This window comes from Limnomicrobium aquaticum (genome assembly GCF_040545545.1).
Classification (GTDB): domain Bacteria; phylum Pseudomonadota; class Alphaproteobacteria; order Rhizobiales; family Rhizobiaceae; genus Ensifer_A; species Ensifer_A aquaticum.
The window spans coordinates 37,373-56,528 of sequence record NZ_JBEPMB010000007.1 but is presented as its reverse complement, the minus strand read 5'-3'; the positions used below and the strand labels follow the sequence as shown (position 1 = coordinate 56,528).

Annotated in this window: 18 protein-coding genes; 11 read left to right on the top strand and 7 right to left on the bottom strand. The window is 61.8% G+C overall.

What is annotated here, in order from left to right; translation table 11 throughout:
• Positions 1–10 precede the first annotated feature (10 nt).
• Positions 11–1,567, bottom strand: a complete 1,557-nt coding sequence (gene ffh / locus ABID16_RS18365; protein WP_354557818.1) for a signal recognition particle protein — start codon at positions 1,565–1,567, stop codon at positions 11–13.
• Between the two features lie 304 nt (positions 1,568–1,871).
• Here ffh and ABID16_RS18360 point away from each other — a divergent pair, with 304 nt between their 5' ends.
• From ABID16_RS18360 to ABID16_RS18325, 8 genes are all read left to right on the top strand, one after another.
• Positions 1,872–2,117 (top strand): type II toxin-antitoxin system VapB family antitoxin, encoded by a 246-nt coding sequence (locus ABID16_RS18360; RefSeq protein ID WP_354557817.1) that lies wholly within the window; start codon positions 1,872–1,874, stop codon positions 2,115–2,117.
• Positions 2,117–2,554, top strand: coding sequence for a type II toxin-antitoxin system VapC family toxin (locus ABID16_RS18355; protein WP_354557816.1), 438 nt, complete (start codon positions 2,117–2,119; stop codon positions 2,552–2,554). Before ABID16_RS18360 ends, ABID16_RS18355 begins: the two co-directional genes overlap by 1 nt.
• 128 nt (positions 2,555–2,682) lie before the next feature.
• Positions 2,683–3,678: an MBL fold metallo-hydrolase gene (locus ABID16_RS18350; RefSeq protein WP_354557815.1), complete on the top strand. Its 996-nt coding sequence runs from the start codon at positions 2,683–2,685 to the stop codon at positions 3,676–3,678.
• An 87-nt stretch (positions 3,679–3,765) separates the two neighbouring features.
• A complete protein-coding gene (gene dapF / locus ABID16_RS18345; RefSeq protein ID WP_354557814.1) occupies positions 3,766–4,659 on the top strand; it encodes a diaminopimelate epimerase in 894 nt (297 codons plus the stop codon).
• Positions 4,656–5,930, top strand: a complete 1,275-nt coding sequence (mtaB, locus tag ABID16_RS18340) for a tRNA (N(6)-L-threonylcarbamoyladenosine(37)-C(2))-methylthiotransferase MtaB (protein ID WP_354557813.1) — start codon at positions 4,656–4,658, stop codon at positions 5,928–5,930. The genes dapF and mtaB overlap by 4 nt, the downstream gene beginning before the upstream one ends.
• Before the next feature lie 16 nt (positions 5,931–5,946).
• Positions 5,947–7,524 (top strand): signal recognition particle-docking protein FtsY, encoded by a 1,578-nt coding sequence (gene ftsY / locus ABID16_RS18335; protein WP_354557812.1) that lies wholly within the window; start codon positions 5,947–5,949, stop codon positions 7,522–7,524.
• Between the two features lie 27 nt (positions 7,525–7,551).
• Positions 7,552–8,211, top strand: a complete 660-nt coding sequence (locus tag ABID16_RS18330) for a septation protein A (protein WP_354557811.1) — start codon at positions 7,552–7,554, stop codon at positions 8,209–8,211.
• A gap of 8 nt (positions 8,212–8,219) precedes the next feature.
• Positions 8,220–8,801, top strand: coding sequence for a DUF2585 domain-containing protein (locus tag ABID16_RS18325; RefSeq protein WP_354557967.1), 582 nt, complete (start codon positions 8,220–8,222; stop codon positions 8,799–8,801).
• A 34-nt stretch (positions 8,802–8,835) separates the two neighbouring features.
• On the opposite strand, the gene ABID16_RS18320 is transcribed toward ABID16_RS18325, so the two are convergent.
• The 5 genes from ABID16_RS18320 to ccmA all read right to left on the bottom strand — a co-directional run bounded on the left by ABID16_RS18320 (position 8,836) and on the right by ccmA (position 11,763).
• Complete coding sequence (locus tag ABID16_RS18320) at positions 8,836–9,432, bottom strand: DsbE family thiol:disulfide interchange protein (protein WP_354557810.1); 597 nt, start codon at positions 9,430–9,432, stop codon at positions 8,836–8,838.
• Positions 9,429–9,635 (bottom strand): heme exporter protein CcmD, encoded by a 207-nt coding sequence (gene ccmD, locus ABID16_RS18315; protein WP_354557809.1) that lies wholly within the window; start codon positions 9,633–9,635, stop codon positions 9,429–9,431. Before ccmD ends, ABID16_RS18320 begins: the two co-directional genes overlap by 4 nt.
• 4 nt (positions 9,636–9,639) lie before the next feature.
• On the bottom strand, positions 9,640–10,407 hold the full coding sequence (locus ABID16_RS18310; protein WP_354557808.1) for a heme ABC transporter permease: 768 nt from the start codon (positions 10,405–10,407) through the stop codon (positions 9,640–9,642).
• 64 nt (positions 10,408–10,471) lie between these two features.
• Positions 10,472–11,131, bottom strand: coding sequence for a heme exporter protein CcmB (ccmB, locus tag ABID16_RS18305; RefSeq protein ID WP_354557807.1), 660 nt, complete (start codon positions 11,129–11,131; stop codon positions 10,472–10,474).
• Positions 11,128–11,763 (bottom strand): heme ABC exporter ATP-binding protein CcmA, encoded by a 636-nt coding sequence (ccmA, locus tag ABID16_RS18300; RefSeq protein WP_354557806.1) that lies wholly within the window; start codon positions 11,761–11,763, stop codon positions 11,128–11,130. Before ccmA ends, ccmB begins: the two co-directional genes overlap by 4 nt.
• 278 nt (positions 11,764–12,041) lie before the next feature.
• Between ccmA and acnA the strand changes: the two genes are divergently transcribed.
• The 3 genes from acnA (at position 12,042) to ABID16_RS18280 (ending at position 18,518) form a co-directional block, all read left to right on the top strand.
• On the top strand, positions 12,042–14,729 hold the full coding sequence (gene acnA, locus ABID16_RS18295; RefSeq protein ID WP_354557805.1) for an aconitate hydratase AcnA: 2,688 nt from the start codon (positions 12,042–12,044) through the stop codon (positions 14,727–14,729).
• Between the two features lie 1,751 nt (positions 14,730–16,480).
• Positions 16,481–17,086, top strand: a complete 606-nt coding sequence (recR, locus tag ABID16_RS18285; protein ID WP_354557804.1) for a recombination mediator RecR — start codon at positions 16,481–16,483, stop codon at positions 17,084–17,086.
• Between the two features lie 22 nt (positions 17,087–17,108).
• Positions 17,109–18,518 (top strand): lytic murein transglycosylase, encoded by a 1,410-nt coding sequence (locus ABID16_RS18280; protein WP_354557803.1) that lies wholly within the window; start codon positions 17,109–17,111, stop codon positions 18,516–18,518.
• A 56-nt stretch (positions 18,519–18,574) separates the two neighbouring features.
• On the opposite strand, the gene ABID16_RS18275 is transcribed toward ABID16_RS18280, so the two are convergent.
• Positions 18,575–19,012: a metallopeptidase family protein gene (locus ABID16_RS18275; protein WP_354557802.1), complete on the bottom strand. Its 438-nt coding sequence runs from the start codon at positions 19,010–19,012 to the stop codon at positions 18,575–18,577.
• Positions 19,013–19,156: the final 144 nt, after the last annotated feature.

Genomic DNA, 19,156 nt, shown 5'->3' with positions numbered 1-19,156 from the left:
AACGCGCTCCTTACTTCTTCTTCGGCAGGCCAGGCAGTCCGCCAAGACCCGGCAGCTTCATGCCGCCCAGACCCGGCAAGCCGCCCGGCAGCCCACCGGGAAGTCCGCCCATGCCCTTGGTGAGGCCGGAGGCTTCCGCCTGCTTGGCGAGTGCTTCCAGCTGCTTGGGGTCCATGCTGGAGAGGTCCGGCATGCCGCCGCCCATCATGCCGCCCAGCCCCATCTTGCCGGCAAGCCCGCCCATCATCTGCTTCATCATGCCACCCTTCTTGCCGCCCATCATTTTCATCATGTCGGCCATCTGGCGGTGCATTTTCAGGAGCTTGTTGATGTCGGAGGCGTCCGTGCCGGAGCCGCTCGCGATGCGCTTCTTGCGGGAATGCTTGAGAATATCGGGATTGGCGCGCTCTGCCTTGGTCATCGAGGAGATGATGGCGAGCTGGCGCTTGAAGATGCGGTCATCGAGACCGGCAGCAGACATCTTGTCCTTCATGCCGGCCATGCCGGGCATCATCCCCATGATGCCGCCCATGCCGCCGAGCTTTTCCATCTGGCGGATCTGGTCGGCCATGTCGTTGAGGTCGAACTTGCCCTTGGCCATGCGGGCAGCCATGGCGGCGGCCTTTTCGGCATCGATGTTCTCGGCGGCGCGTTCAACGAGCGAGACGATGTCGCCCATGCCGAGAATGCGGTCGGCGATGCGGCGGGGATGGAACTCGTCGAGTTCGTCCATCTTTTCGCCGACGCCGATGAGCTTGACCGGCTTGCCGGTGACGGCGCGCATCGAAAGCGCCGCGCCGCCACGGCCGTCGCCATCCATGCGGGTCAAGACGAGGCCGGTAATGCCGACGCGTTCATCGAAATTGCGGGCGAGATTGACGGCGTCCTGACCGGTCAGCGCATCGGCGACCAGCAGGATTTCATGCGGGGACGACTTCTTCTTGATGTCGGCCATTTCCACCATCAACGGCTCGTCGATGTGGGTGCGGCCGGCGGTGTCGAGGATGACGACGTCGTGACCGCCGAGCTTGGCCGCCTGCACGGCGCGCGCGGCGATATCGACCGGCGACTGGCCTTCAATGATCGGCAGCGTATCGACGCCGGTCTGGACGCCGAGCTGGCGAAGCTGCTCCTGCGCTGCCGGACGGCGCGTGTCGAGCGAGGCCATCAGGACCTTCTTGCGCTCGCGCGTCGTCAGCCGCTTGGCGATCTTGGCCGATGTCGTCGTCTTGCCCGAACCCTGGAGACCGACCATCATGATGACGACGGGGGCGGCGGCGTTCAGGCTGATGCCTTCGCCGTCGGTGCCGAGCATGTCGATGAGCTCGTCATGAACGATCTTGACGACCATCTGGCCGGGCTTGATCGACTTCAGGATCTCCGCGCCGACGGCCTTTTCACGGACGCGATCAGTAAAGGCGCGAACGACTTCGAGCGCAACGTCTGCTTCCAGAAGCGCACGGCGCACCTCACGCAGCGCCGCGGAAACGTCAGCTTCCGAAAGCGCGCCACGTCCGGTCAGCCCATTGAGAATGGAGCCAAGACGTTCCTGGAGGTTTTCAAACATCGTGTCGTCCTTTTCGTTTCGGGTGTCCGAAACGTCGGTATTGTCCGCCGAGAATGCAAGCGTAAAACACTTCAGCACAAAGCAGTGTGGCATCCGGGGGCGCATCGCGCTGCCGGATGTTGACCTCCGGGATCGACGCCCCGGTCAGTGGCTCAAGCTTGCCTTGAGACGGATTTTGTGGGGCTTAAACAGGAAAAGCGGCGGAAAGTCAAGGCGGGGCGCGGCGCGCGTCGTGGCGCGGCATTGTCCCCTCGGGATATTCCTTCTATATTGAGGAATATTCCATCTGCCGAAGGAAGCTGCCATGTCCCTTTATATTCGCGATCCGAGCGTAGATGCACTGGCGACCGAGTTGCAGCAGCGCATGGGTGTGAAGACGAAGACAGAGGCAGTCCGGACTGCGCTGGAAAAGGCCTTGGCCGAAGCGCCCGCGCCTGTGAGCCTTGAAGAGCGCATCCGGCCGATCCAGGACAGGATCAAGGCCATGATGGGGCCGCATAAGGCCGAGTTCGATGAAAAGGCCTTCATGGACGAGATGTGGGAAGTCTGATGTTTCTGAACGCGTCGGCCGCTGTGGCAATTCTCACGAACGAGCCCGTTGCTCAAAGGCTTTCTCGTGAGCTTGAGAATGCCGGGCGACCGGTGCTTTACTCATCCCTCGTTGTTTACGAGACCGTTGTCAGCATAGCGAAGAAGGTGACTGTGTTGCGCCTGGGCGACCACCAGCCGATACCGCCCGGTATATTTGACGAGGTGGAACGACAGGTTCTCGCATTTCTGGCCGAGGTTGGGGCAGTCGAGATGCCGCTCGACATGGGCCTTCATAAATTTGCCCTCAATGCTGCCCGCCGCTACGGGCGCGGGACCGGGCATCCGGCCCGGCTGAATTTCGGCGATTGCTTTTCCTATGCCTGCGCGAAAAGCGCTGGCGTGCCGCTTCTTTTCACGGGTGACGATTTCATCCACACGGATATTGATGTGGCTTGAAACCACCGGACTTTCAGCTTTTTTCAGAAACCACTCAATCTCGCGGGTTTAAATGCAACCAGCAATCACCTACTTGCGTTTATGTTGCAGAGCACAACCCATAGGCAAGCGGCACAGCGGCGTTGAGAATGAGTGGAAATCCCTATTACCAAGGCCCCGTCACGGATCACTTTGACGGAAAGCGTTTTTTCAATCCCGGCGGCGTCGAGCCGGGCGGGTTTTCCAAGGTGCTGCAATGGCGTTTCCGCGAGAAGCCGCAGCCGTGGCCACCTGCGGTGGCTTCAGCCTTTCTGCAGGCATGGCCTGATGCGCGGATCGAGGGCAACCGTTTGCGGGTGACCATGGTCGGTCACGCCTCCATGCTGATCCAGTCCCATGGCTTCTCGATCCTTACCGATCCGGTCTGGTCGGAGCGCGTGAGCCCGTTTTCCTTCGCGGGACCGAAGCGCGCCAATGAACCGGGTATACGCTTCGAGGACTTGCCGCCGATCGATGTCGTGATCGTTTCACACAATCACTACGACCATCTCGACATTGCAACGCTGAAACGGCTGGTGCGGGTTCATAATCCGCTCATCGTCACGCCGCTCGGCAACGATACAATTATCCGCCGTTCGATCGCCAATGCCCGCATCCAGACAATGGACTGGGGTGATCGTTTCGATTTCGGCCTTGGTCTCGTCTTTCATTGCGAGCCGGCGCATCACTGGTCTGCGCGCGGTGTCAACGATCGCCGCTTCGCGCTCTGGGCGGCCTTCGTCATCGAAACGCCCGGCGGGCTGATCTATCATGTCGGCGACACGGGGTTTCATGAGGGCATCAACTATCGGGCAGCGGGTGAGAAGTACGGCCGCTTCCGCCTCGCCATCCTGCCGATTGGCGCCTACGAGCCGCGCTGGTTCATGAAGGCGCAGCACCAGAATCCGGAAGAGGCGGTGGCGGGCATGAAGCTTTGCAATGCCGCCTATGCGGCTGGTCACCATTGGTTCACTTTCCAGCTTACCAACGAGAACATCCATCATCCGGAGCGGGAGCTGCATGCGGCCCTTGAGGCCGTCGGCATCTCGCGGGAACGGTTCCCGGCGCTACAACCGGGTGCCGTTTTCGACGTGCCGCAGGTGTGATAGGGTCGCCTCTGGAAATTGCCGGGTTTTTCCGCCATATAGACGGAAATCCGGCGATGGCCGAAACGGCGATGAGAAAGCAATACAATGTCTGAACGCGTCCCCTTTGCGAAGATGAACGGGCTTGGCAACAAGATTCTCGTCATCGATATGCGCGGCCGCAAGGACAAGGTGACGCCGCAGGCGGCCATCGCGCTCGATGCCGATCCGGCAACCAAGTTCGACCAGATCATGGCGGTTTACGATCCGAAGCTCGACGGCACGGACGCCTATATCGACATCTTGAACTGCGACGGAACGCGCGCGCAGGCCTGCGGCAACGGCACGCGCTGCGTGGTGCAGGCGCTGGCCGCCGAGACCGGCAAGCAGACCTTCACCTTCCAGACCATTGCCGGCATTCTCAATGCGAAGGAGCATGAGAACGGGCTGATCTCGGTCGACATGGGCGAACCCGTCTTCGACTGGGACCGCATTCCGCTGGCGGAAGAGTTTCACGATACGAGCCGGATCGAGCTGCAGATCGGGCCGATCGACAATCCTGTCCTGCATTCGCCGTCGGCCATGTCGATGGGCAATCCGCATGCGATCTTCTGGGTCGAAAACGATGTCTGGTCCTACGATCTGGAAAAGTTCGGGCCGCTTCTCGAAAACCATCCCATCTTTCCCGAGCGGTGCAACATCACCATTGCTCAGGTGACGTCGCCGACCTCGATGACGACGCGGACCTGGGAGCGCGGCGCTGGCCTGACGCTGGCATGTGGCTCTGCCGCCTGTTCTGCTGCCGTCAGTGGCGCTCGCACGGGGCGCACTGGCCGCAAGGTGACGGTGAACGTCGCCAGCGCCATTCCGCCCGGCTCGTTGGACCTGGAATGGCGGCTCGACAATCATGTTGTCATGACCGGCCCCGCCACTTGGGAATGGTCCGGCACGGTCGATCCCGCGACCGGCGATTGGCAGGCCGACGAGGCGGTTGCGGTTTGAGCGCTGTCGAAGTCATAACCTTCGGCTGCCGTCTCAATATCTACGAATCCGAAGTGATGAAGGCCGAGGCCGCCAAGGCCGGGCTGACGGATGCCATTCTCGTCAACACCTGCGCCGTCACCGGCGAGGCCGTCCGGCAGGCGCGCCAGGCGATCCGCCGGGCGCGGCGCGAAAATCCCGCGACCCGCATCGTCGTCACCGGCTGCGCCGCGCAGGTTGCCGCGCATGATTTCGCTGCCATGCCGGAAGTGGATGCGGTGATCGGCAATGACGATAAACTGAAAGCCGAGGCTTACAGAGCGCTGCCCGATTTCGGCGTCTCGGTCGAGGAAAAGGCCCGCGTCAACGACATCATGAGCGTGACAGAGACCGCGCCGCAGATGGTGCGCCTCATCGACGGCCATGTGCGCGCCTTCGTGCAGGTGCAGAACGGATGCGACCATCGCTGCACCTTCTGCATCATCCCTTACGGGCGGGGCAATTCGCGCTCGGTGCCGATGGGCGCGGTGGTCGATCAGGTACGCGAGCTTGCCGCCTCCGGCTATACCGAAGTGGTGCTGACCGGGGTAGACGCAACCTCTTACGGGGGCGATTTGCCGGGCAAGCCGACGCTGGGCCTGCTCGCCAAGACCATTTTGAAACAGGTTCCCGATATTCGCCGGCTCAGGCTTTCCTCCATCGATTCCATCGAGGCGGACCGGCATCTGATGGACCTGATTGCCGACGAGCCACGCTTCATGCCGCATCTGCATCTGTCGCTCCAGCATGGCGATGATCTGATCCTGAAGCGGATGAAGCGGCGGCATTCCCGCGCTGATGCGCTGGCTTTTTGCGCTGATGTTCGCCGGTTGCGGCCCGACATGGCCTTCGGTGCCGATATCATTGCCGGCTTTCCGACCGAGACGGAGGAGGCCTTTGCCAATTCGCTGCGGTTGGCCGAAGAGATCGGCATCGCGCATCTGCATGTCTTCCCCTTCAGCCCGCGCGAAGGGACTCCCGCTGCGCGCATGCCGCAGCTCGATCGGCGGCTGGTGAAGGAGCGGGCTGCGCGGCTGCGCGGACTTGGCGAGCAGCTGAGCCAGACCCATCTTTCCGCCATGGCCGGCACGCGCCAGATCGTACTTGCCGAACGCGGCGGCTTGGCGCATACCGAAAACTTCACGAGCGTCAGGACGCCCGACATGGCACCCGGAACCTTTGCCGAGGTCACGATTTCCGGTCATGACGGCAAGCATCTGATATTCGACACGATTGCCGCCCACGCGGCCTGAACCAGACGGACGAGAAATGGCGCTCGGTTTCATCAAGAAAGTCTTCTCCTTCGGCAAGAAGGACGACGAGACGGCCAAACCGTCCGAGGCGGCTCACTCCGGCCCGCTCTCCCCCCTTGAGGGGGAGATGTCGGCAAAGCCGACAGAGGGGGGTTCCCCAGTCGTTGACGTCCCCGTTGAAGCCCCCGCCGAAGTCCACGATGTCGACCTCAGCAAGGAAGAGGCTGTCGAGCGTACCGAATGGGACGCCGACCTTCCGGACCCCGCGCCCGCACCCGGTATTTCCGAAGAGACGGCGGAAGAATTTGCCGCCGAGCACACACCTGCGCCGGAACCGGCTCACGTTACCGACATAGACCACGAAGATGCCGAGGCTCTTGCCGACTGGGATGCCGGTGTGCCCGAGCCCGAGCCGGAAGCGCCGACGCCCCTCTCCCCCCTTGAGGGGGAGATGTCGGCGCAGCCGACAGAGGGGGGTGTCCCAGGCGATGCCGCCGCTGAAAAGCCAGCTGAAGCCGCGCCCGAATCCCCTGTTGAACCGTCGCCCCCCCATCCGACCCTTCGGGCCACCTTCTCCCCGAGGGGAGAAGAGGCAGGTTCCACACCCGCGCTTCCCAAGGGCTTTGCCTCTGCCGCCGATCGCAAGGTCGAGCCGGCGGCACCCGCCCCGCAGGTCAAGCAATCCTGGTTCCAGCGTCTCAAGGCCGGGCTCTTCCGCACCTCGTCGCAGCTGACGCAGCAGATTTCCTCGCTCTTCACCAAGCGCAAGCTCGATGACGACACGCTGGAGGAACTGGAAGAGCTGCTGATCCGGGCCGATCTCGGCGTCGAAACGGCCATGCGTGTCACCGGCGCGCTCTCCGCCGAGCGGTATGGCCGCGACGTGACGGGCGAGGATGTCAGCCGCATCATGGCGGGCGAAATCGAGAAGGTGCTGGCGCCTGTTGCCAAGCCACTCGAACTCGACCTCAATCACAAGCCGCATGTCATCTTGGTTGTCGGCGTCAACGGCACCGGCAAGACGACGACCATCGGCAAGCTCGCCGCCAAGCTTTCCGGCGCGGGGCTCAAGGTCATGCTGGCGGCGGGCGATACATTTCGCGCGGCGGCCATCGAGCAGCTGAAGATCTGGGCGGGTCGCACGGGCTCCGAATTCATCGGCACACAACTGGGCGCCGACGCCGCGGGGTTGGCTTACGACGCCTACAAAAAGGCGATCGAGAAGCGCTCCGACGTGCTGATCATCGACACGGCCGGGCGCCTGCAGAACAAGGCCGAGCTGATGGCGGAGCTGGAGAAGATTGTCCGCGTGCTCGGCAAGCTTGATCCGGACGCTCCGCATACCGTGCTGCAGACGTTGGATGCGACAACTGGCCAGAATGCTCTGCAGCAGGTGGAAATCTTCCGCAATATTGCGGGTGTCTCCGGCCTTGTCATGACCAAGCTCGACGGCACGGCGCGTGGCGGCATTCTGGTGGCCATTGCCGCCAAGCACAAGCTGCCGGTCTATTTCATCGGCGTGGGCGAAGGGATCGACGACCTCGAACCTTTCGAGGCGAAGGATTTCGCCAGCGCCATCGCAGGCATTGCCTGATCGTTTTGTATTTAAGGAAGCTCGTCAATGGCTGACGAAAGCCTGAACCCGAAGCCCGCTGCTCTTCCCAGGCCGCGCGAAAATCCGGGCCTGAAACTGGCGCTGGAACTCGGGCCGATCCTTGTCTTCTTCTTCGCCAACCTGCGTGGCGAATGGCTGGTGAAGCATTTTCCGGTGCTGGAAAAGCTGGGTGGCCCGCTTTTTGTGGCCACCGCCTTCTTCATGGTGGCGACGGTGATTTCGCTGGTCGTCTCGAAGATCGTGGTGAAGCACCTGCCGCTCATGCCCTTCGTGTCGGGCGCCATCGTGCTCGTCTTCGGCGGGCTCGGCATCTATCTGCAGAACGAGCTTTTCATCAAGATGAAGCCGACCATCATCAATGCGCTCTTCGGTGTGGTGCTGCTTGGTGGGCTCTATTTCGGCAAGTCGCTGCTCGGCTATGTCTTCAACGCGGCGTTCCGGCTCGACGATGAAGGCTGGCGCAAGCTCACCTTCCGCTGGGGCCTGTTCTTCCTGTTTCTGGCGGTCCTCAATGAAGTCGTCTGGCGCAATTTCTCCGACGATGCCTGGATCACCTTCAAGGTCTGGGGCACCATGCCCATCACCATCCTCTTCACGATGTCGCAGATGCCGCTCATCATGAAGCATTCGCTGGAGGATGAGGGGGAGAAGGAAAGCCAGCCGTGACCGCTGCGATGGACCAGCGGCCTGACGCCTTAAAGTCCTCTTTGGCTTGGCTGGGCGTCGCGCTCGCCATTCTTGCCGTTCAGATCCTCAGTGAGCATTATATGGGCCGGCTCTGGATCTGCTCCTGCGGGGAGATCAAGCTCTTCGAGCCTTCGGTGCATTCCGCCGGAAATTCCCAGCATATTTCCGACTGGTATACGCCGTCGCACATCATTCATGGCTTCATCTTCTACGGGCTGGGCTTTCTTCTGCTCAGACGCTATCCGGTGGCGCTGCGCCTGGCGTTCGCGACACTCATCGAAGCCGGCTGGGAAATTCTGGAGAACTCGCCAATCATCATCGAGCGCTATCGTTCTGTAACCGTGTCCTACGGTTATGAAGGCGACAGCATCCTGAACTCGGCAATGGATACCGTGGCCATGGCGATCGGCTTTTTCTTTGCAGCGAGGGCGCCTGTCTGGCTGACGATTATCATCGCCATCGGCTTCGAGATTGCCACAGCCATCATCATTCGCGACAATCTTGCGCTCAATATCATCATGCTGGTCTGGCCGATCGACGCGATCCGGCAATGGCAGTCGGCGCTTTAAGGGCCGTTTGCGCCGCTGCAGCTGGAAGGGAGGATTAACCCTTGCCAGCCAGCGCCTTCTCCACCGCGGGCATCAGCTCCTTCTCGATGCTGACGGGATCGAACGGGCCGACCTTCTTGTAGATGATCTTGCCGGTCGCATCGACGAGATAGCTTTCCGGGATGCCGTAGACGCCCCAGTCGATGGCGGCAGCGCCGTTCGGGTCGGTCCCGATGGCGGCGAAGGGGTTGCCGAAATCGCCGAGGAAGGCGAGTGCGTTGTCGGTCTTGTCCTTGTAGTTGATGCCGACGACGTTGATGCGCGGGTCCTTGGAGATCGCCATGATTTCCGGCGCTTCGTCGCGGCAGGGAATGCACCAGGAGGCCCAGACGTTGACCAGCGTAAGCTTGCCCTTGACCTGCGCGTCAATGAGCGGCGGACGATTGGAGCCTTCGAGCGCGTTGAGGTTCAACGACGGCGCCTGACGGCCGATCAGCGCGGAAGGCAGTGTCGCGGGGTTGCCGCCTGCAGTCAGCTGTTTCCAGAAGATGCCGGCCAGCGCCAGAAAGGTGACGATGGGCAGGAAGGCGATGATGACGCCGATGCGCGAGAGCTTCGGGCGTGCGGGCTCTTCCGTGTGCTGTTCGGTCATGCGTCGATTGTCTTTTCTGTTGCGGCCCCGCCTGAAGCGGCGTTGCGTGCCGAGCGGCGGCGGATGCCGGCCTCTTCCAGCCGTTTCAATTCGCGCTGCCGGCCGCGGCTGTCGATGAGCACCCAGCCGATGATGACGATCATCGCAATGAGCGTGATGGCGTAGGAGGCGAGCACATAGCCTTCGTTATGGGCGAGTTCCATGCGCTCAGACCTCCTGGCCGCGCGCTGCCGAACGGGCGGCGATGCGGCGCATGGCGGCCACGCGGCGGCGCCAGATTTCGGTGCGCATCGCCATCATATGCAGCGTGAAGAAGAGCATGGTGAAGGCAATCGCCATGACGAGAAGCGGGCGCAGGAATTCGCTGTCGACGGCCGGCCCGCCCATGCGCACGACCGAGGCCGGCTGGTGCAGCGTGTTGAACCAGTCGACCGAGAACTTGATGATCGGGATGTTGACGAAACCGATCAGGATCATGACCGCCGAAACGCGCGCCGCGCGCGACGGATCGTCCATGGCGCGGTTGAAGGCGATGAGGCCGAGATACATCAGAAAGAGGATGAAGACGGAGGTGAGCCGCGCATCCCAGACCCACCATGTGCCCCACATCGGCTTGCCCCAGAGCGAGCCGGTGACCAGCGCGACGAAGGTGAAGGCCGCACCCAGGGGGGCTGCTACGCGGGCCGAAACGTCGGCCAGCGGATGCCGCCAGACCAGCGTGCCGACGGCGGATGCCGCCATGATCGTGTAGCACATCATGGAAAGCCAGGCGGCCGGCACATGGATATACATGATGCGGACGGTTTCGCCCTGCTGATAGTCGCCATCCGTGGTGAAACAGAGCCAGAGGCCCGCGGCGAAGAGGATGGCCGTCACGCCCGCCAGCCAGGGAATGAGCTTTCCCGCCAGCGCAATGAACTTGGCCGGGTTGGCGAGGTCTGAAAAGCTTCTGATCGCAAGGCTCGTGTCTGTCATGGCGCCCTTTTACCGTCTGGCCCTGCAAGCTGCAATTGATCTTGGTCAACTCAAGAAGTTTTGATCAGTCCGAGGAGGCTCGAAGCGCCAAGGCTGCGGCCAGCGGTCCGATGACCGCGAAGATCAGCGTCAGCGCGATCAGATAGAGAAAGGGCGGCAGGAAGGGTGAGGGGTCCTGCGTCGCCGCATAGGCCGCGCCCGCACCGAAGATCAGCACCGGAATGGTCAGCGGAAGCACGAGAATGGACACCAGCAGCCCGCCGCGCGGCAGCGATACGGCCACCGCCGCACCGGCCGCACCAATGAAGGTGATCGCCGGCGTGCCCACCAGCAGCGTCAGCGCCGTGGCTCCCACCGACAGCGCATCCATGTTCATGAAGAGTGCCAGCAGCGGTGAGGCGATCACCAGCGGCAGGCTGTGCGACAGCCAATGCGCCACGCATTTGACGAAGACCGTCATGACCAGCGGCGTCTCCTGCATCAGCATCAGATCCAGCGACCCGTCCTCGCGGTCGGCCTGGAACAGCCGGTCGAGCCCAAGCAGCGAGGCCAGCAGTGCGCCGATCCAGAGAATCGGCGGACCGATGCGGGAGAGGAGGTTGAGGTCCGGCCCGACGCCGAAGGGAATGACGGCCACGACCGCCATGAAGAAGAGGACGCCAATCAGTGCGCCACCGCCGGAGCGGATGGAGAGACGGAGATCGCGCAGGAGGAGGGCGGTCATGCCAGCGCCTCCCCATACTCAAACCCCTTCATCACCAGCGACTTGACGCTCTCGATCCCCAGCGGCTGATGCGTCGCCGCAACCAGCATTCCGCCCGCCGCCAGATGCGCCTGACACAATCCCGCAAACATCGCATCCGCCTTCACATCCAGCGCCGCGGTCGGCTCGTCCAATATCCAGACCGGCCGATGTGCGACGAGGAGTTTGGCAAACGCCATGCGGCGCTGCTGGCCGGCGGAGAGGTAGCCGAAGGGGAGGTGGGCGATGCCGGCAAGGCCGACCGATTCGGCGGCTTCGTCTATGTCCATGCCGGGGGCGGCGCCCTCTTTCGCCATGAACTCGGCCCAGAAGGTGAGGTTCTCCTCCACGGTCAGTTCGCGCTTCATCGCGTTGCGGTGGCCGAGATAGTGGCAGGCCTCGCGGGCGGGGCGGTCTTCGGTTCCGTCCACGAATCGCACCGTGCCCTCTTCCTGCGGCAGGAGGCCGGCCAGCACGCGCAGCAATGTCGACTTGCCCGAACCGTTCGGGCCCGTCACGACCAGCGCTTCGCCGTCTGAAAGCGCGAAGGAAATGTCGCGGAAGAGGAGGTCTTCGCCCCGCCTCGCCGAAAGCGCTTGCGCCTCGAACCGCATGTCCCACCGCCTCAACTGCAAGTGCTTCGCCGCACTGCAAAAAAATTACACGCTTCGACCTTCGCAGGTCTGGAACCTTCTTTAGAAAACATCTATAACGCCCGCAACACGCCAGCGGCCGGCGTGATCATTATCCTTGCGCCGAACGTGAATTCTTGAGGAAGATATTCTCGTGCGGACAGCGGAAATGGCCGTACCCGCATCCCATTTGCGCGAATTTCAAGCGCTCGGGCGTCCGCACGTCAAATTTGGCGAACAGACGAAACGGGGTTCTATCCGTGGCTACATCTCTTGACAGTTTCAAGTGCCGCTCGACGTTGACCGTCAACGGCAAGGACTATGTCTATTACAGCCTGCCCACCGCCGAGAAAAACGGCCTCGCCGGCATTTCCAAGCTGCCCTATTCCATGAAGGTGGTTCTGGAAAACCTGCTGCGCAACGAAGACGGCCGCTCCGTCACCAAGGCCGATATCGAAGCCTGCGCCGCATGGCTCGTCAACAAGGGCAAGGAAGAGGCTGAAATCGCCTATCGCCCGGCCCGCGTTCTCATGCAGGACTTCACCGGCGTTCCCGCCGTCGTCGACCTTGCCGCCATGCGTGACGGCATCAAGGCGCTCGGTGGCGATCCGGAAAAGATCAACCCGCTCGTTCCCGTCGACCTCGTCATCGACCACTCGGTCATCGTCGACGAATTCGGCACGCCGCGCGCTTTCGCCCGCAACGTGGAACTCGAATATGAGCGCAACGAAGAGCGCTACAAGTTCCTCAAGTGGGGCCAGCAGGCGTTCAAGAACTTCCGCGTCGTTCCGCCCGGCACCGGCATCTGTCACCAGGTGAACCTTGAGTACCTCGGCCAGACGGTCTGGACCAAGGAAGAAGACGGCGAAACGATCGCCTATCCCGACACCTGCGTCGGCACCGATTCGCACACCACGATGATCAACGGCCTTGGCGTTCTCGGCTGGGGCGTGGGCGGTATCGAAGCGGAAGCTGCCATGCTCGGCCAGCCGGTTTCCATGCTGCTGCCGGAAGTCATCGGCTTCAAGCTGACCGGCAAGCTCAAGGAAGGCGTCACCGCGACCGACCTCGTTCTGACCGTCGTGCAGATGCTGCGCAAGAAGGGCGTTGTCTCCAAGTTCGTCGAATTCTTCGGCCCCGGCCTCGACGCCATGTCGCTCGCCGACCGTGCGACGATCGGCAACATGGGTCCGGAATATGGCGCGACCTGCGGCTTCTTCCCGGTTGACGGCGAAACCATCAACTACCTCACCATGTCTGGCCGCGACACCGACCGCATTGCGCTCGTCGAAGCCTATTCGAAGGCGCAGGACATGTGGCGCGTGGGCGACGGTTCCGATCTCGTCTTCACCGACACGCTGGAACTCGACCTCGGCGACGTCGTGCCCTCGATGGCCGGCCCGAAGCGTCCGGAAGGCCGCCTGCCGCTCGAAACGATCGCGCCGAATTTCGCCGCCGCGCTCGAAAACGACTACAAGAAGCCGGGCCAGCTTTCCAACCGTTACGCGGTTGAAGGCACGGATTACGATCTCGGACATGGTGACGTTGCCATTGCCGCCATCACGTCCTGCACCAACACGTCCAACCCGTCCGTGCTGATCGCTGCCGGCCTGCTCGCCCGCAATGCGGTCGCCAAGGGCCTGAAGACGAAGCCGTGGGTGAAGACCTCGCTGGCGCCCGGATCCCAGGTTGTTGCCGAATACCTCAACAATTCGGGTCTCCAGAAGGAGCTCGATGCGCTCGGCTTCAACCTCGTCGGCTTCGGCTGCACGACCTGCATCGGCAACTCGGGTCCGCTTCCGGCCCCGATCTCCAAGACGATCAACGACAAGGGCCTGATTGCCGCCGGCGTTCTCTCCGGTAACCGCAACTTCGAAGGCCGCGTGTCGCCGGACGTTCAGGCAAACTACCTCGCCTCTCCGCCGCTGGTCGTTGCCTACGCGCTTGCCGGTTCGGTCCAGAAGGACCTGACCAAGGAGCCGATCGGCGAAGGCAAGGATGGTCCGGTTTACCTGAAGGACATCTGGCCTTCGACGAAGGAAATCCAGGAATACATCATGAAATACGTGACCCGCGAAATCTACGCGGCGAAGTATGCCGATGTGTTCAAGGGCGACGCCAACTGGCAGGCCGTTCAGGCCCCGACCGGTCAGACCTATGCCTGGGACGATTCGTCCACCTACGTGCAGAACCCGCCCTACTTTGTCGGCATGGGCATGCAGCTCGGCGGCATTTCGGACATCAAGGGTGCGCGCGTGCTCGGTCTCTTCGGCGACAAGATCACCACCGACCATATCTCGCCGGCCGGCTCCATCAAGGCGGCTTCGCCCGCTGGTGCCTACCTGACGGGCCATGGCGTGGCGGTTGCGGACTTCAACCAGTACGGCACGCGTCGCGGCAACCATGAGGTCATGATGCGCGGCACGTTCGCCAATATCCGCATCCGCAACCACATGCTCGGCCCGAACGGCAAGGAAGGTGGCTACACCATCCACTATCCGTCGAAGGAAGAGATGTCGATCTACGATGCGGCCATGCAGTACAAGGCCGAGGGCGTTCCGCTCGTCATCTTCGCCGGTGTCGAATATGGCAACGGCTCGTCGCGTGACTGGGCTGCCAAGGGCACCAACCTGCTCGGCGTCAAGGCCGTGATCGCGCAGTCGTTCGAGCGCATCCACCGCTCCAACCTCGTCGGCATGGGCATCGTGCCCTTCGTCTTCGAGGACGGCACGACCTGGGAAACGCTCGGCCTCAAGGGCGACGAACTCGTCACCATCGAGGGCCTCGCCGACGTCAAGCCGCGCGAGAAGAAGATCGCCAAGGTCACCTATGGCGACGGCACGGTGAAGGACATCCCGATCATCTGCCGCATCGATACGCTCGACGAAGTCACCTACATGAACAACGGCGGCATCCTGCAGACGGTGCTGCGCCAGTTGGCTGCGTGACACCTTTCCTCTCCCCTTGTGGGAGAGGAAGCGATTTCAACATCTTAGCCAAAGGCTAAGTGTTAGAAATCGCAGGTGAGGGGGCCGTCTGGCTCCAGAGTTTGAACCGCCGGATGAGAGATCTTCCGGCGGTTTTTTGTTTGTTTTGGCTTACGTATTCCCTCCGTCATACCGGCCTTGAGCCGGTATCCAGTGCGCGATGCCCATCGCGCGGGAGGCTCTTTGCAACGAGTCTTTTCAGCCCACAGACGCGGGCTGGCTGGATGCCGGATCTAGTCCGGTATGACGGAGTGTGGGGTTGCGCCGGTGCGCCCCGAACCCCCTCTCTTGCGATTTCTGATGTTTAGCCTTCGGCTAAGCCATCGAAATCGCTTTCTCCCCCACCAGGGGGGAGATTGGAGGATGAAGTTGCCGCGAACTCCCATCTCCCCCCTGGTGGGAGAGAAAGGAATTTCAGCATCTTAGCGGAACGCTAAGTGCTAGAAATTCCAAGAGAGGGGGTCTCTTCGCCCATATTTCATCCCCCGATTTCCCCACTCCCGAATCCTGCCTCATCATAATCCCGTCCCATCACGGATACACCGCAGGGCGCTGCGGCGAGGTGGGGCCGGTTCCGGGTTCGAGGGTCAGACGCAAGCTCTCGGATATTCGCCCCCGCAAGGGTGGTGGATGGAGGGTTCGGTCTTCGGATCGTACACTTGCCGGCGCTTGACGAGAGACGGTGACCCGGAGGGCAAGCGGAGGCAGGCCGCACCCGAAGCGCTGGCCTGGCCAGCATAAGCAATCGCGGTCCACTGCCAGTAGCCTCGACATGACGAGGAACGGCATGACGAGGGCGGACCGGGCGTTGAGATCCAAGTTCGTCGAGTGACAAGGACTGAAACGGGGCGTCTGGGACGCCATACTAATTATACCATTACGAGGTGTTGCAGACGCCCCGGCCGATCTTCTGAGAACGAGGATCATGAGAATGAGGCATAACCCGGAGGATTTGTCCTGCCGGGGTTTTGGTGCGCAGGGCAAGGGCCCCCTCTGCCTGCCGCCATCTCCCCCACAAGGGGGGAGACGGCATGAGGCGAGTTCGCTGCCTCAATCGAACGAAGTGGGTGCAGCACGCGGAAGGGTGATTGGGGGACGACGGCGCGGCAGGGTCTCCCTCCCCCTTGTGGGGAGGGTGGGGAGGGGTCTTTTGGCAGGGGCTGCGTTGATTTGTCCGAGGCAATGATCCTCCCCACCGTTTGCAACTATCACCCCATCCATGACATACGAAGCCATGCAAAGCGTGTGACCCGACCGGAAATCGAGAAACGCATTCAGATTCTGGTGAAGGTGCCGGGACCGCGTTCGGCGCGCCGCTTCAGAGAAAGAAAAGTCTGAAACTATGGATTGGGTTCCCTTATCACTCATGGCTTTCAAGCTTATCGTTTTGATAGCTGGGATGTTTTATTCGATAAAGTGGCATTACGATAAAGATAAGTCCTCTCAGCCCGTGAAACTATCCCGGCTAAGCTTGGAATTTTCTTTATACGCTGTGGCCATGGTTGCCGTTCTCGCTTCGATGTATTTTCTGTTCCGTTATCTGCATTTGCTTCCTGTTGGTATGGATTTTATTTGATGCGCTGAAGCGCACCTTCGGCGCTCTTCTTTGCCGCGTTTGGGGAGGAGAAGGGGCCATTACAATCCCCCGAAATGTCTGATCGAAACCCGGCCCGCTGTTTGCAAGAATCAACCCATCCACTACATACGAGACCATGGCAAAGCGTGTGACCGGACCGGAAATCGAGAAACTTATTCAGTTGCTGGCGAAGGTGCCGGGACTGGGGCCACGTTCAGCGCGCCGCGCGGCCCTTCATCTCGTCAAGAAGAAGGAACAGCTGATGGCGCCGCTGGCGCATGCGATGGGCGAGGCGGTCTTGAAGGTTGGCATCTGCTCGCGCTGCGGCAATGTCGACACATCTGACCCTTGCACCGTCTGTACCGACCCGACGCGCGATCATTCCGTCATCATCGTGGTTGAGGATGTTGCCGATCTCTGGGCGCTGGAGCGGGCGGGCGCGATGAATGCGGCCTATCATGTGCTCGGCGGCACGCTCTCTCCGCTCGATGGCGTCGGGCCGGATGATCTCAACATCCGTGCGCTGGTCGACCGGGTGGCGGAAGGCGGCGTGCGCGAGGTGATCATCGCCGTCAACGCCACCGTCGAGGGGCAGACCACGGCGCATTACATCACCGACCGGCTGGCCGGGCTCGAGGTCAAGATCAGCCGTCTGGCGCATGGCGTGCCGGTCGGCGGCGAGCTGGACTATCTCGACGAGGGCACGCTGACCGCGGCGCTTCGGGCGCGCACGGCGATTTGAGGGAATGAGGGAGATTAGCCTGATGATGAGCGTTTTCATTCGTGGCAAGAACCCCTCCCCAACTCTCCCCACAAGGGGGAGGGAGAGCAACGTCGGCGCATCGTTCAGCCCCTCATTGAGGCAGGCGGGTGCCACGGATCGTCTCCCCCCTTGTGGGGGAGATGGCCGGCAGGCCAGAGGGGGAATCTTCACCCGCACCCTCGCCGCACTAGGAATCCTTTCCTCACTCCTCCTCGCCCAGCCCGCCGTCGCTCTCGACAAGCCTGCTGTCGAGGCGCAATTCCGCGCCTGGCTTGAAAAAACCGTCTGGCCCGAAGCGCAGAAGAACAAGGTGCCGCGCGAGACCTTCGACGCAGCCTTCAAGGGCGTGACGCTCAACTGGTCGCTGCCCGATCTCGTGCCGCCCGGCGAAAAGCCGCCGCCGGAGCAGAAGCAGAGCCAGGCGGAGTTTGCGACGCCGGCCCCCTATTTCGACGACAAGAAGATGGCGACGCTGGCGCTGAAGGGCCAGCAGCTCAAGGCGCAGCATGCGAGCCTGCTGGCGCGGCTGGAAAAGACCTATGGGGTTCCGGGCGAGATCGTGCTGGCGCTCTGGGGCCGCGAGACAGGTTTTGGCGCGGCCGCTTCGCCCTATCCGGCCATGCAGGTTCTGGCCACCAAGGCCTTCATGTCGACCCGCAAGGATCTGTTTCTCAAGGAGCTGGTCGCCGCGCTGCAGATTTCGGCCGTCGACAGGATCGATCCGAAGGCGATGAAAAGCTCCTGGGCCGGCGCGATGGGCCAGCCGCAATTCATGCCGTCGAGCTTCTTGCAATATGCGGTGGATTTCGATGGCGACCACAAGGTCGATATCTGGAATTCCGTGCCCGACGCGCTTGCCTCGATTGCCAATTACATGGCGCAGAAGGGCTGGCAACGCGGCCGCGGCTGGGGTGTGGAGGCCAACATTCCCGACAGCGTGTCCTGCGCCCAGGAAGGGCCGGATCTCGCGCGGCCGATCTCGAAATGGGTGGCGGCGGGCGTGACCCGCATCGACGGCAAGCCGTTTGCCGCCTCGGAGTTGAAGAGCGACGGCATGATGATGATGCCGGCCGGTCGCTTCGGGCCGGATTTCATCGTCACGCCGAATTTCTACGTGCTGAAGGAATATAACAATTCCGACCTCTATGCGCTCTATGTCGGCAATCTCGCCGACCGCATCGCCAATCCGCGCGCCGGCGGCTTTGCCGGCAAATGGGGCGATGTGGGCAAGATGCTGCGCTCCGACGTGCAGGCCATGCAGGAGGCGCTCGTTAAAAAGGGCTATGATGTCGGCAAGGTGGACGGGCTGCCCGGCTACAAGACGCGGCGCTCCATCGGCGATTTTGAAGCGAAAAACGGGCTCAAGCAGACCTGTTATCCGGATTCCGCGCTGAAGGGGAAGATTAAGTAATTTTTGTTTGCCGCAATTCCGGACGAAAAACCGCTTCGCACTTTTTCTGGAATTGCTTAGCTCGTCCGCATCTCGTCGGCGCGGTCTTCTATCGCCTGCATGTCGTCGTCCGAAAGGCCGAAATGGTGGCCGATTTCGTGGATCAGGACATGGGTGATGATGTCGCCCAGCGTTTCCTCGTTCTCGGCCCAGTAGTCGAGGATCGGGCGGCGATAGAGCAGGATCTTGTTCGGCATGTCGCCGCTTTCGACCGAGAAACGCTCGGTGATGCCGCGTCCCTCGAACAGACCCAGCAGGTCGAAGGGCGTTTCCAGCGCCATGTCCTCGAAGACGTCGTCGTCGGGAAACTCCGCCAACTCGATGATCAGGTTGCCCGTGAGCATGCGGAACTCCTCCGGCAGATGGCTGAAAGCCTCCTGCGCGAGCGATTCCATTGCTTCCATGGAGGGCGAGTAGCGATCACGCCAGTCGTCCGACCTGTCGATATTGGCCATGAGGATCCTTTCTGCCGTTCCATATAGAGATTCGGAGCGCGCATTTCGAGGTGTTTCTCGCGTCACGGTTAAATCAGGAATAAATTCTTATAAGTCACCCGTTGACTCTTGCGTGAAGCTCTGGAATCCATAGGAACATAACAG